At 41.5% G+C, this 13218-nt stretch carries 15 protein-coding genes; 4 read left to right on the forward strand and 11 right to left on the reverse strand.

Annotated elements, in window-relative coordinates:
• Nucleotides 1–742: elongation factor Tu (locus AAEU31_RS15490; RefSeq protein WP_421967681.1), on the forward strand; the 742-nt coding region annotated here is incomplete at its 5' end.
• 117 nt (nucleotides 743–859) lie between these two features.
• On the opposite strand, the gene AAEU31_RS15495 is transcribed toward AAEU31_RS15490, so the two are convergent.
• From AAEU31_RS15495 to AAEU31_RS15525, 7 genes are all read right to left on the reverse strand, one after another.
• Nucleotides 860–1768: a hypothetical protein gene (locus AAEU31_RS15495; protein WP_421967682.1), complete on the reverse strand. Its 909-nt coding sequence runs from the start codon at nucleotides 1766–1768 to the stop codon at nucleotides 860–862.
• Between the two features lie 120 nt (nucleotides 1769–1888).
• Complete coding sequence (locus AAEU31_RS15500) at nucleotides 1889–3082, reverse strand: dipeptidase (RefSeq protein ID WP_138558504.1); 1194 nt, start codon at nucleotides 3080–3082, stop codon at nucleotides 1889–1891.
• Between the two features lie 58 nt (nucleotides 3083–3140).
• Nucleotides 3141–3398 carry a YheU family protein gene (locus AAEU31_RS15505; RefSeq protein WP_421967683.1) on the reverse strand — a complete coding sequence of 86 codons (258 nt, stop codon included), beginning with the start codon at nucleotides 3396–3398 and terminating at the stop codon, nucleotides 3141–3143.
• Entirely contained in the window at nucleotides 3395–4375 is a 981-nt protein-coding gene (locus AAEU31_RS15510) for a hydrolase (protein ID WP_199527130.1), read from the reverse strand. The genes AAEU31_RS15505 and AAEU31_RS15510 overlap by 4 nt, the downstream gene beginning before the upstream one ends.
• 146 nt (nucleotides 4376–4521) lie before the next feature.
• Complete coding sequence (locus AAEU31_RS15515; protein ID WP_074989877.1) at nucleotides 4522–4662, reverse strand: DUF3149 domain-containing protein; 141 nt, start codon at nucleotides 4660–4662, stop codon at nucleotides 4522–4524.
• Between the two features lie 224 nt (nucleotides 4663–4886).
• Complete coding sequence (locus tag AAEU31_RS15520) at nucleotides 4887–5318, reverse strand: TIGR02444 family protein (protein WP_421967684.1); 432 nt, start codon at nucleotides 5316–5318, stop codon at nucleotides 4887–4889.
• Entirely contained in the window at nucleotides 5305–7224 is a 1920-nt protein-coding gene (locus AAEU31_RS15525) for an ATP-binding cassette domain-containing protein (RefSeq protein ID WP_421967685.1), read from the reverse strand. Before AAEU31_RS15525 ends, AAEU31_RS15520 begins: the two co-directional genes overlap by 14 nt.
• Nucleotides 7225–7353: 129 nt before the next feature.
• Here AAEU31_RS15525 and AAEU31_RS15530 point away from each other — a divergent pair, with 129 nt between their 5' ends.
• Nucleotides 7354–7557: a YheV family putative zinc ribbon protein gene (locus AAEU31_RS15530; RefSeq protein WP_135922940.1), complete on the forward strand. Its 204-nt coding sequence runs from the start codon at nucleotides 7354–7356 to the stop codon at nucleotides 7555–7557.
• A gap of 22 nt (nucleotides 7558–7579) precedes the next feature.
• On the opposite strand, the gene AAEU31_RS15535 is transcribed toward AAEU31_RS15530, so the two are convergent.
• A complete protein-coding gene (locus AAEU31_RS15535; protein ID WP_135922939.1) occupies nucleotides 7580–7792 on the reverse strand; it encodes a SlyX family protein in 213 nt (70 codons plus the stop codon).
• Complete coding sequence (locus AAEU31_RS15540) at nucleotides 7779–8777, reverse strand: WD40 repeat domain-containing protein (protein WP_138558507.1); 999 nt, start codon at nucleotides 8775–8777, stop codon at nucleotides 7779–7781. Before AAEU31_RS15540 ends, AAEU31_RS15535 begins: the two co-directional genes overlap by 14 nt.
• Nucleotides 8778–8979: 202 nt before the next feature.
• Here AAEU31_RS15540 and fkpA point away from each other — a divergent pair, with 202 nt between their 5' ends.
• Nucleotides 8980–9735, forward strand: coding sequence for an FKBP-type peptidyl-prolyl cis-trans isomerase (gene fkpA / locus AAEU31_RS15545; RefSeq protein WP_135922937.1), 756 nt, complete (start codon nucleotides 8980–8982; stop codon nucleotides 9733–9735).
• 55 nt (nucleotides 9736–9790) lie between these two features.
• Here fkpA and AAEU31_RS15550 read toward each other — a convergent pair whose 3' ends face one another.
• Together AAEU31_RS15550 and rsd are read right to left on the reverse strand one after the other, a co-directional pair.
• Nucleotides 9791–10837 carry a S66 peptidase family protein gene (locus AAEU31_RS15550; protein ID WP_421967686.1) on the reverse strand — a complete coding sequence of 349 codons (1047 nt, stop codon included), beginning with the start codon at nucleotides 10835–10837 and terminating at the stop codon, nucleotides 9791–9793.
• A 209-nt stretch (nucleotides 10838–11046) separates the two neighbouring features.
• The gene (rsd, locus tag AAEU31_RS15555; protein ID WP_135922935.1) at nucleotides 11047–11517 is read right to left on the reverse strand and encodes a sigma D regulator; all 471 of its coding nucleotides are present in this window, start codon (nucleotides 11515–11517) and stop codon (nucleotides 11047–11049) included.
• Nucleotides 11518–12124: 607 nt separating this feature from the next.
• Here rsd and hemE point away from each other — a divergent pair.
• Nucleotides 12125–13189: a uroporphyrinogen decarboxylase gene (gene hemE / locus AAEU31_RS15560; protein WP_054562901.1), complete on the forward strand. Its 1065-nt coding sequence runs from the start codon at nucleotides 12125–12127 to the stop codon at nucleotides 13187–13189.
• Nucleotides 13190–13218 lie beyond the last annotated feature (29 nt).

Consider the following 13218-nt stretch of genomic DNA (forward strand, 5'->3'; position numbering starts at 1 on the left):
GCTAGTTGAGATGGAAGTTCGTGAACTTCTTTCTGAGTACGACTTCCCAGGTGATGACTTACCACTAATCCAAGGTTCTGCGCTTAAAGCGTTAGAAGGCGAGAAAGAGTGGGAAGACAAGATCGTTGAACTAGCAGACGCGCTAGATTCATACATCCCAGAGCCAGAGCGTGACATCGATAAGCCATTCATCATGCCTATCGAAGACGTATTCTCAATCCAAGGTCGTGGTACAGTAGTAACAGGCCGTGTTGAAGCTGGTATCATCAACGTGAATGACGAAGTTGAAATCGTAGGTATCAAAGAAACTACGAAGACAACTTGTACAGGTGTTGAGATGTTCCGTAAGCTTCTAGACGAAGGTCGTGCGGGTGAGAACATCGGTGCACTACTACGTGGTACTAAGCGTGAAGACGTTGAGCGTGGTCAAGTACTTTGTAAGCCTGGTTCAATCAAGCCACACACTAAATTCACTTCAGAAGTATACGTACTTTCTAAAGATGAAGGTGGTCGTCACACTCCTTTCTTCAAAGGTTACCGTCCACAGTTCTACTTCCGTACAACTGACGTAACAGGTGACGTACAGTTACCAGAAGGCGTAGAAATGGTAATGCCTGGTGACAACATCAAGATGACTGTAGAGTTAATCTGCCCAATCGCGATGGACGAAGGTTTACGCTTCGCTATCCGTGAAGGTGGCCGTACAGTTGGTGCTGGTGTTGTTGCATCTATCGTTGAGTAATCAACTATAGTGATGCATTAAGCATTGAGAAAAACCCGAGCTTAGTCTCGGGTTTTTTTATGGGTGAAAAAGCTGGAAGCTTTAAGCTGTATAGAGCGAAAGGTTAAGCTGCCGCCTTTATTCGCCTGCTGATTTCTTTAACTCATCGAGCATATTCGGGTCACCAATCATTTCATCAATAATGCTTTTTACACTCTCGTTTATAGGGTGCCTATAAATAGTTAAAATTTGCTGCGCCAGTTGTTGGCTATTATCAGCTTGCTCATTTCTTGCTATGAAATATTGCGATAGTATCCCTTGTGCTGCTAAGCGGCGTATATATTCATTGTCATCGCGTTCGAGTATTTGTGTATATTGTTGAGTTAATCTTGAGTCTAAAATAGGAGATTGTGAGACTAACTCAATCGCTTGAACACGCAGTTTATTATCTTGGCTATTGGCCGCGATATTTAGCATGCTATTAGCAATATCGTAGTCATATTCTGGCAGCGTTTGCTTACCAAGCATAAACATATTCATTTGTAATTGAGCCATGGCTTTGAGGCGGTCTTTGTCTGACTGGTATGGATCAATAATTTGCTCACGTAGTTGTTTGTTTAGACTGTCAGCATAATCGGGTTCCGATTTTAATCTCAATTCGTAGTCATCAGGTAGGCTATTATAAAAACCATAAATCGGGTTATTCTGCTCGGCTTTTTCAAGCGCTTGTTGCTCTTTCTCTGCGATGATTGCGAGTACTGATTCTTTTAGATCTGGGGTGATAGTTTGGTGCGATGCGCTACCTTGCCTGAGCGCGGCAACTTGTTTTTTTAGTGAAATAATACTTTGATTCAACTTTGCTAAGGTTTGCTCATCATCATGCTCAACAGCATCAAAATCACTGCTGGCTAAGTTGTATTGTTGCTCTGAGTCGGTCGCTAACTGATTTATTAGTGGCTGCTTGGTTTGAAAAAAGGTGCCGTAGCAGGAGATTACAAGAGCTGCTCCAGCTAAGCAAAGTGATATGTTTCCTTTACTAAATAGCATAGTTAAATCCTTCCTAAAAAAGGTAATTTAACCTTTTCCAATAAAAATACCAATAGCTATGAAGTAGAAGTTGTAGTCGCCAATAAGCACATAAAAATAAGCGCTTATTGGCGGTAAGAATTAGTGATTCGCTGCGTATTGCTCAGCTTGCTTCCAAACACGAAGCATATTGCCACTTAAAATCTTTTTAATATCTGCATCACTGTAACCGCGATCCATAAGCCCTTGTACTAGGTTCGGGTAGCTCGATACGTCTTTTAAGCCTACAGGTAATGAATCCCCGACGCCATCGTAGTCAGAACCAATACCAACATAATCAATGCCAATTAGTTCAACTACATGGTCAATGTGATCAAGTACTTGTTCTAGGCTTGCAAATGGAAATGGATTTTTTGCGCGATAAGCTGCATCAAAATCTTTGCTTAGCTTAGTGCCTTCTTTTTTCTTATCTGCTTTCGCTGCTTTGAGCTGGTTATACCAAGAGCCGGCTTGCGATGTAACAAAGCTTGAGCCAAAGTTTATTTGAATAACGCCGCCATTCTTTTTTAGGGCTAATAACATGTCGTCATTCATATTACGCTCAAAGCCCGGTGTATATTTACGCAATGATGAGTGCGAAGCAATCACAGGTACTTTTGAGATTTCCATTACTTGATAAAACGCGTCATCAGAAATATGCGAAACGTCGACAAGCATGCCAATATTGTTCATTTCTTTAACTAGCTCTTTACCAAATGGACTAAGGCCTTTCCATTTACGGCGAAGGTCATATGAAGAGTCCGAAATATGGTTGCTTTGAGAATGAGCTAGCGTGATGTAACGAATGCCACGGTCATAAAAATGCTTAAGGTTTTTAATCTCGCCTTCAATCGGTGAGCCGTTTTCCATACCCATTGCAATAGACATTTTGCCTTGCTGAAATTGTGCTTTTACATCGTCTGTTGAGTCGGCAATTGCAAACTTTTCTGGTGCACGCTGTACAACGGCTTCCATACTGTCGATTAACTGATTTGCAAGCTGGTAGCTCTTACCTTTGCCTTCAAATTCAAGATTTGCAGGAATATAAATCGACATAAAAGGCGCATTTAAGCCACCTTTTACGGCTCGAGGGTAATCAAAATCGCCATCGCTAGTCGCTTTAGTAACATCTGCCCATTTATCATGAATGCGGTACGGAACGTCGATATGGGTATCAATTAGAATAGTTTCTTTAGTTAGCTTGATAGCTTTTGCTGAGGCTGTTACTTCCTCGGCATGGGCTTGCCCAATTAAGGCAAGCGAAACAGCGGCAAATAAGGAGCTTAGTTTTTTCATTTTAATGGCTCTTTAAGTTAAAAAGCCATTGTGAAGGGTTGCGATAAAAGTTACAAGTTTAGTCGTTGAATGACGCTTGGTACTCGGGATCAGCTTGTAGGGCGATGAACTCTGCTTTTGAAATAATTGTCACAGATTCATGTAACTCGGAAAAGAACACCATGGCTTCTCCCGATTTTAATTGCCGCTGAACTTGGGCTACCTTACTTTCAATGCTGAACTCTTGTTCACCGTAATCAGTGCCTTCACGCAATACATAGCTTTCTATTAAATTGTAAAGGGTTTCTTTATCGAGGCGTTCGTGTGGAATGATCATAACTGCTCTTTTGTTACTAACTGTTGAAAATAGTCAGGTACAACACGCTCAAGCCAGTAAATAGGTTTAAACGGGTTATTGCCACTAATAAAACCAACATGGCCACCTTTTTCGGAGATACGCAGCGTAACATATTCGCTTACATCAGTGCTATTTGGTACAGCTTTAATTGACAGCATTGGGTCATCTTTGGCGTGTACAATAAGTGTAGGCGTTGCAATCGCTTTTAAAAACGGTTTGGCACTTGCTTGCTGATAATAATCTTCAGCATCGGCAAAGCCATGCAGAGGTGCAGTCAGCATGTTGTCGAATTGCCATAAATCATCAATTGCCATCAGCTTTTCTGGTGTTAGGCTAATTTGCTGTTCGATTTGTGGCAGCTTTCTATGCATTGATTTTTTCATACGATCGAGCAAATACTTTTGATAAATTTTACCTAAGCTTTTGCGGATCACTTGGCAAGAGGATGACAAATCAAATGGTGCAGACACAACCGCAGCGCCATTTAAATTTGATTTACTACCTTGCTCACCTAAATACTTTGCCAGTACATTACCGCCTAGTGAAAAGCCGACAGCAAATAAAGGACGCTTAGGAAATTTACTTTTCAGATAGTTGATAAAAAAGCGTAAATCTTCGGTCTCACCACTATGATAAGCGCGAGCTAAACGGTTTGCTTCCCGTGAGCAGTTTCGAAAATGCATTAACACCACAGCAAAGCCTTGCTGCTTGAGTTTTTTCATCATGCCTTTGGCATAAAAACTATTAATATTGCCCTCAAGGCCATGCAATACAATGGCTAAAGGAGCCTGTTCGTTGTGAGGCGTTGCCCATGCCAGTTCTAAAAAGTCACCATCAGGCGTGTTAATTGTTGATAAGTCGTAGCGAGTATTATGAAAAGGGCGAAAGAAGCGCGGCATTATGGTTTGTAAATGGCGATTGCGCATCCACCACGCAGGCTTAAACTCAGGTAACATAGCTAACACTTTAAAGACAAGACAGGCCGCTATTGTAGCAAGTTTTTGCATTTTTAGAACACTTTAGCAGATTTTGCTTATCTGCTGAAAATAAAAAGCCCCTAAACAATAAATTGGATAGGGGCTTTGTGCGTCGTGCTTAATTCTTACTTAGGAACTTCTGCGTCGTGAACTTTTTTAATAAAGTAACCAACATAGAAAAGGCATAAAACGATAACAACTGCCAATATGCCGAATGACATAAATAAAACTGGGTCGCTAAAAAAATCTCTAAAGAATACGTTCATGGTTGTGCCTCCTAATGTCTATGGGTTAATCATAGGCTGGCTTTGCATACCCTGACATGATCCAGATCAAGCATTTTTCCTGATGTGAAATAAGGCGATTTAATAGTTGATTTGGATCAAGTTTATTAAGGTAGGTTGGTTTGAGCGCAGCGAAACCCAACATAAACAGAAGTGCCGAATTAGAACCGTCCTTACAATTAGGTATGACCTCGACTCTTTAAACTTTACCCCGCTAACTCGTTACCAACATAAAGCCTTATATTTTTAGTATTTGTGCGCTGAGTGAATATCATGGTATTCGCTGTGTCTATTAGTAATTGTTGTTGTTGTTTTTCGAGTTTTAATTCTGCGCTGAGTAGCTCTTTTCGAATGGTGGGGTAGTCTGAAATCTCAGTTTGAATGGTTTTAAGGTAGGCGCGTGTGGCTCGTAGGGGCTTTAAAGCCTGTTGATCAAACTCGGCAATGCACGACTCAAGTTCACTCAGTTGAGAGAGTGTTACAGCCATCTCTAAAGAATCAAGATAATAAAGCAGCAGGCAAAGGTTAACATTTTTACCTTGCTGGTTTTGATAGCCTAATAGCTTTGCTTGCATGCCATCTTCGCTATAAAGATGGCATGCAAACTGCCAAAATTCCTCGCTATTAAGCGGTTTCATCGGCAAAGGCCTGCTCTTTTTCTTCAAGCTCTTCAAGTGCCATGAGCAGCTCTTCTTCAACGTCATTAAGCTTTGGAGTTAAGTTTGCTTGCTTAGCGAGTAGCTCGGTTAGCTTGGCTTTATTCTCATCACTGTATAATTCATTATCGGCAAGCGCGCTTTCGATTTCCCCAAGCTCTGTTGAGTACTTATCAAGTTGCTTTTCAAGCTTGTCGATTTGCTTTTTCAACGGCTGCACTGATTTTCTGAATTCGGCTTCTAAGCGTTTTTGCTCTTTGCGGTTAACGCTTGAATGGGCTTTAGGGGCGTTGTCTTCGTTGCTTTTAGCTGCTTCTTTGTTGGCGTTGAGTAGCCACTGGTAATAGGCATCAAGGTCATAACCAAATTGCGTTACTTCGCCGTTATCAACGAGATAATACTCATCAGCGGTATTTTTTAACATATGACGGTCATGCGATACAGTAACCATTGCACCTTCAAAACCTTGTAGCGCCATTACTAGGGCATGGCGCATTTCTAAATCTAGGTGGTTAGTTGGCTCATCGAGTAACAGTAGATTTGGCTTTTGATACACTAACATGGCTAACACTAAGCGGGCCTTTTCACCGCCAGAAAACGGTGCAACTGGCTCAAGCGCTTTATCGCCAAAGAATGCAAAACCACCTAAAAAGTCGCGTAATGACTGCTCTGTTGCCTGCGGATTTAAGCGTTGTAAATGTGTTACTGCGCTAGCTTTTAGATCGAGTGACTCCAGCTGATGCTGCGCAAAGTAACCAATGTTTAAGCCCTGATGCTGAAATACTTCTCCAGCTTGTGGTTGTAATTCGCCAGCTAATAATTTGATTAATGTCGATTTACCTGCACCATTTCGGCCAAGCAGCGCAATACGGCTACCCGGAACTAGGTTTAGCTTAATGCTATGCAAAATAGTGGTATCGCCGTAGCCAGCTTTAGCTTGGTCGAGCGTCATTAATGGATTTGGCAGGGCTGTAGGCTCAGCAAACTCAAAATCAAAGGGTGAATCAGCATGGGCGGGGGCCAACTTTTCCATGCGTTCTAAGGCTTTTACTCGGCTTTGTGCCTGCTTAGCCTTACTGGCTTTTGCTTTAAAACGCGTAATAAACTTTTCTAGATGAGCAATTTGTTCTTGCTGCTTTTCGAACATGGCTTGCTGTTGTAATAAACGCTCTGCTTTTTGGCGTTCGAATTGCGAGTAATTGCCTTTATAAACATTTATTTTTTGTGCGTCTATATGCCAAATTTGGTCAACGACGGCATCTAAGAATTCGCGGTCATGAGAAATCAGTACTAGGGTGCCTGTGTAGGCACGTAAGAATCGTTCTAGCCAATAAACAGCATCGAGATCTAAGTGGTTGGTTGGCTCATCCAGCAGCAATAAATCAGCATCACGAATAAGTGCTTGTGCTAAGTTTAAACGCATACGCCAACCACCTGAAAAGGCACTCACCGGGTTGTCTATTTGCTCATTACTAAAACCTAAACCGTGTAATAGTTCACCCGCTTTTGCTTCAATGCTGTAGCCTTGAATATGTTCTAGACCAATATGTGCTTTTGCTTGCGCATCACCATCGTTATTTTGCTCGGCTTCACGGAGTGCGATTCTTAATGTGTAGTACTCAGGGTGACCCTGTAATACGTAATCTATGGCGCTTATTTCAAGGGCTGGTGTTTCTTGTTTAACAGAGGCTATTGACCAATCTTTTGGAATTTGGCATTCACCAGCATCAAGCTGTAACTCAGACTTTAATAGCGCGAACAAGGTTGATTTACCACAACCATTAGCGCCCACAAGGCCAACCTTATGTTCTGGGAATAAGGTTGCAGAGGCACCTTTTAATAAGGCGTTGCCACCTCGTAGTAGCTCGATGTCTGAAATTTGGATCATGAAAGTTTACTTGCACTGCATAGATTAAATTTTGCTTATCATAACACGGATCACATTAGGCTTCGCAATCGTATCAAACAGAGAATTATTAGGCTAAAATAGCCGCCTACATGCCACGGGAGATCATTTATGAGACAAAAGAAACGCTTTATCGCCGGTGCATCATGCCCTGAGTGTAAAGCTATGGATACTATGATGCTATACAAAGAGCACGATGTTGAAAAAGTAGAATGCGTACAGTGTGGCCATAAAATGACGCAACCAGAGAAAGCGGTGCAAGCGTCAACCCGCCAGTTTGAGCAAGTAATTGGTGTATTTAAGCCGGGCGAATAACACCCGGCTTGTGACCCTCACATTAATAGTGTGGCGGAGGCGGCTCTTGCATCTGCGACATTAATGAAGGCTGTTGTGCTTCTTTGATTTTTTCTGCCAGCAACTCAGTCTGGCGTTTCATTTTTGCCAGCTGCTGTTGGTGTGCTTTAAGCTCATCATTCAATATTTCAATTGTTTCATCTTGAAAAGCGACTTTCGCTTCAAGTTCCATTAGACGATTTTCAATTGTGTTCATTCGATTCTCTTAAATTAAAACTTTCAGCAAATCCGCTGGAGCTTTCGGTTAATAACGCTTGGCTGTTATCAGTAAACGCAACATCTAACACCACGGCCGATTTTGGGCGACTTCCTTCACGAGGAATGACCTGCCACGTTTGTAACTTTTTACCTGAGTTTAGCTGCCATAATTCGACGAGTCTATTTGGTGACCCAGTTGCAATTAAACTGCCTTCTTCATTAAAGCGAGCGGCGGTAAAAATTTTCTGACGCGCAATATACTGCAGTTTGCTAACAAGATCACCTGTAGTCAGTTGCCATACATTTGCTTGCTTCATACTGTCTGCTGTAAATGCATAACGACCTTGTGGGTCAAGGGCAACTTGCGTGACGCGAGTCGGGTGATTAAAGCGGTGAATGACTTGCCCTGTACGGGTATCCCAAAAGTAGGCCACATAGTCATTAGAACCACTAATGGCGAAATGGCCGTTAGGGGATAAATCAACAACATTTACTTTTTCTTGGTGACCAAGGAACTCTATTCGACGTCCGGTCTCTAAGTTCAGGTATACAACAACACCATCGGCGCGACCATATAAAACACTCTGGCCTTGATTACTAATTGCGATATCTCTGATTGTTGAGGCGTGTATTTTGTAATAACCTGAGTTTTCACCTGTGGCGATGTCCCATACAGCAAAGGTTGATTTTTCTGCGGTAACAGCATGGCTGTTGTCATAGGAAATTGCCACGGTATGAACAAGGCTATCTTGGTTTTGCTGTTGGAACCATTGGTATTTTAATACGTGCTGTTGATTATCCCACAGCGCGACCCCATGGTGTATTGATGAGATTAAGCTGTATTTACCATCGTGCGAAAGTGCAGAGGCAAATGCTCCTTGTGCAGCATGCTCGTAGCGTGCTGTAGATTGCTCATGTTGTTCTGAGCAAGCAACAACCAAGCCAAGGCTCAGTAGATACAAAAAAGTACGAAATATCGACATATTACGGGTATTTCCCCTTAACTCTTAGTGATTGAGAGGTTAGACTAGGTCTCATGGAAGGCCTAGGTTGTTAGTCTAATCACTAGCTTATGCATTTGCATGACGTTTAGTTATTAGACAAGCAGCCTACCACGTAGGTCGTAACTCTTTAACTAGTAATAATACAATAATTGACAACTGCAAAGTGTGTCGGAGATATAAAATGAGAAAGACGATTAAATTGTCATTGATTGCAGCGTCAGTTTTAGCGCTTACAGCTTGTAATCAGGAAGCAAAAAAAGAGCAGCAAGCTGAGGTTAAACTAGAGACTGAAGCACAACAACAAGCATACGGTATTGGTGCATCTGTTGGTAACTTCTTAAACCAAGACCTAGCAGAAAAGAAAGAATTAGGTGTTGAGCTTGATGAAGCGCTACTTAAGCGCGGCTTCGAAGACGCACTTGCTGGTAATGCTAAGCTTGATGATGAAAAAATTCGTGAAGTGTTAACTGCGCTTGATCAAAGCATTCGCACTAAACAACAAGAAAAAGCGAAAGTAGAAGCTGAAAAGAGCAAAGCTGAAGGCGAAAAATTCTTAGCTGAAAACGCGAAGAAAGAAGGCGTTACAGTAACTGAGTCTGGCCTACAGTACGAAGTGATCACACAAGGTGAAGGTGAAAAGCCAGTAGCAACTGACGTTGTTAAAGTACACTACAAAGGTACTTTACTAGACGGCACTGAGTTCGATAGCTCTTACTCACGTAATGAACCAACTACGTTCCCACTTAACCGTGTGATCCCAGGTTGGACTGAAGGTTTACAATTAATGCCAGTTGGCTCTAAGTACAAGTTCACTATTCCATCTGAACTTGCATACGGTGAGCGTGATCTTGGTAAGATCCCAGCTAACTCAACGCTTGTTTTCGAAGTAGAATTACTTGAAATCCAAAGCGATGAAAAAGCAGTACCAGCTGAGTAATATTTAACTCAATAAAAAAGGGCCGAATGGCCCTTTTTTTATGCGCGAATTGGTATTAACTAAATGCCGCTTCTGTCATTTTTAATGTGCCACCATCTGCATCAAGCTCAACCAAAGTGCCAACAGGCAAGATAAATTGGCGCTTAATATGGCCAATCATAGCTCCACGATAAGCAGGAATCCGCAGCGGTTTAATATAGTCTGCAAAAATATCATCTAGGGTTAATGAACCATAACCACGACCTGGCCTACAGTCATTACAATCGCCAAATACAAAGCCTGCAATCTTATCAAGTGCGCCCATAAGTTTTAGTGTGCTCATCATTCTGTCAATTCGATAGGGCGCTTCGTCGATATCTTCTAAAAATAAAATTGCGCCGTCAAAATCGGGTAAATAGCTTGATCCCGCAAGTGCGGTCAGTACCGTTAAATTACCTCCAATTAACTGTCCTGTAGCCTTTCCTGAAGTAATTGTTTGGGTCAGGTATTGTGTGTTAACGAGCTCATCATCGGCTTTCGGCAAATTTTGAAAATGCATTAGTTTACGCGCTTCGAACATGTCTTTAAATTGCGCTACATGAAACGGATTCCAATCACTCGATGCATTGGGACCATGAAAGCTGATCAGCCCTGCTTTTGAGAGTAACGCGTTATGCAATGCTGTAATATCCGAATAGCCCATCAATGGCTTAGGATTGTTACGGATCATTGCGTAGTCGAGTAAAGGTAAAATACGGGCAGCGCCTGAACCGCCGCGTAAACACAAAATAGCATCAACATCGTTATCACTAAATAAACTGTTTAAATCACCGGCTCGCATCGCATCAGTGCCTGCTAAATGCCCTCGTCTTGCCAAAATGTTTGGTGCAAGCTTAGCTTTATAACCCAGCGCCTCTATAACGCCTTGTGCTAATAAAATATCAGCGTGCGCAGCAGTGGCGGCAGAGGGGCTACATATGCCAATTGTGCCGCCTTTAGGAAGAGCTTTTGGCTTAATTAATGTTTGGGTACTGCTATTCTGAGCAGCCATTAAGGGAGCGGATGTTAGACTTGCGCCAGCGGCAAGGATTGAAAGTGACTTTAAAAATGACCGTTTGTTCATAGCGAACCTCATGTTTTTATAATATGAGTATCGCATTGAAAGAATTATTTCAAATTTTTGTTACGAAATAGAATAGTTGATTCTTTTGGAGGATGAAGTTTTACCACCAATCAAGCCGTTTTTAGACTTATATGGCGCAAGGTATTTATGGTTGGGTGCAAATTACTAGTACTTTCAGCAGAGAAATGCTTCTCTGCTGTCATCGCAAATTAGCTTGTATGATTCGAATAAAGGTTATCGATTAACTCATCTTCTAATTCAAAGCGTAACTCAAGTGCCTCACCTAATGTAGACAAGTCTTTATCGAACTCATCAAGTAAGTCATCTTTGTCAACTTCAGCATATTTATCATTAAAGTCGAGAGCGACGTCAGTTGTTTCTGAAATACGCGGGTAAAGAGCATTTGCTAGGTTTTGGCTTTCAGGGCCTTTCTCTTTGCAGGCTTTTGCGATGTCGTCATATATTTCAAAGTGACCAGCAGAAAGATAATCCATTAGAATTTGGCAAAAATTCTGAATTTGCAGTTGATCCGGTAGGGCGTGATCTTTCTTCTCGTACGGTGAAAAGCCAGCAATACGACAGAATAACACCAATAATTCTTGGCGCTCTGTTAGCCATTTGTCTATTACAGAGTGACTGCCACCCCATTTTTGTTGAGCTTTTTCCAAACGCGTCAGCATATTTCATCTCCTCGCTGAGTAGGTTTTCCTTTGTATATATAAAAAGGAAATATGACACAAAGATCAACTAAATTCTTAGTGTCTAATTGCAACAGATTGTAAAAGCCATCCTAAGTACGTAATTTTTTACAATGAAATTGCAACGCAACGACACCTGAGGAAAGCTTTTATGCTCTAACAGCAGTGTATGGGAAATAAATCAAAACTACTAGTGTTAATTTTGCATTACTTATCTAATGGGAGAAGGGGGTAATTTGCTGATTCTAAAAAGAAAAAACCACCTATAAAGGTGGTTTAATTCTTTTTCTATGACTTGTTAAAACAAGCGTTCTTATTGTTATGGGAAGATTATTGTTCTTCTTGTTATAAGATTTTTATTGTTGTTATTGTTAACGCGGGATAAGTTATACCAAGCTTTTTGGTATGTTGCAAATTTATTAATGAAAAGTTTTAAAATTATTTTATTTTTGCTCAAAAAACGCACTATAGGCTTAGGCTAACCTAAAAAACATGATCTATATCTAGCCATGATTATCTATCCATAGTGAGACGTGTAATATGGTGGTACAATCTGCACAATTTCATTCAGTTCTAGGATTCTATACGCATGAGCGAATTAAAAAACGATCGTTATTTACGTGCACTACAAAAGCAACCTGTTGATGTCACACCGGTATGGATGATGCGCCAAGCTGGCCGTTATTTACCTGAGTACCGCGCTACACGCGCCCAAGCAGGCGACTTTATGAGTTTATGTAAAAATGCTGAACTTGCTTGTGAAGTAACGTTACAGCCATTACGTCGTTATCCGCTTGATGCTGCTATTCTATTCAGTGATATTTTAACTATTCCTGATGCTATGGGCTTAGGTCTTTACTTTGAAACAGGTGAAGGTCCGAAATTTGAACGTCCGATTTCTTCATTAGCAGATGTTAAAAAAATCCCAAATATCGATCCAACTGATGAGCTTGGTTATGTGATGAATGCGGTAAGTACGATTCGTCGCGAATTAAAAGGTGAAGTACCGCTAATTGGTTTCTCTGGTTCACCTTGGACACTTGCCACTTATATGGTTGAAGGTGGCAGCAGCAAAACATTCGGTAAAATCAAAAAAATGGCTTTTGCTGAGCCACAAACACTGCACTTACTACTTGATAAATTAGCTGACTCAGTCATTGACTATTTAAACGCGCAAGTTAAAGCGGGCGCGCAATCGTTAATGGTATTTGACTCATGGGGCGGTGTATTAAGCCCACGTGACTACAATGAGTTTTCATTACAGTACATGCACAAGATTGTTGATGGCTTAATTCGCGAACACGATGGTCGTAAAGTGCCAGTGACGTTATTTACTAAAAATGGTGGTCAGTGGATTGAAGCAATTGCAGCAACAGGCTGTGATGCAGTAGGTCTAGACTGGACTATTAACATCGGTGATGCAAAACGTCGTGTTGGCGATAAAGTCGCGCTGCAAGGCAACATGGACCCAGCAATGCTGCATGGCACGCCTGAGCGTATTCGCCAAGAAGTTGCCACTATCCTAGAAGACTTTGGTACAGGCTCTGGCCATGTATTTAATTTAGGTCATGGTATTACACCAGATGTTGATCCAGAAAACGCAGGTGTATTTATTAACGCCGTTCATGAGTTCAGCGGTAAATACCACAAATAAGCAACAGCTAATCGTAAAAAAGCCCGCAT

This window comes from Pseudoalteromonas thalassia, from assembly GCF_049257215.1.
Classification (GTDB): Bacteria; Pseudomonadota; Gammaproteobacteria; order Enterobacterales; family Alteromonadaceae; genus Pseudoalteromonas; species Pseudoalteromonas lipolytica_C.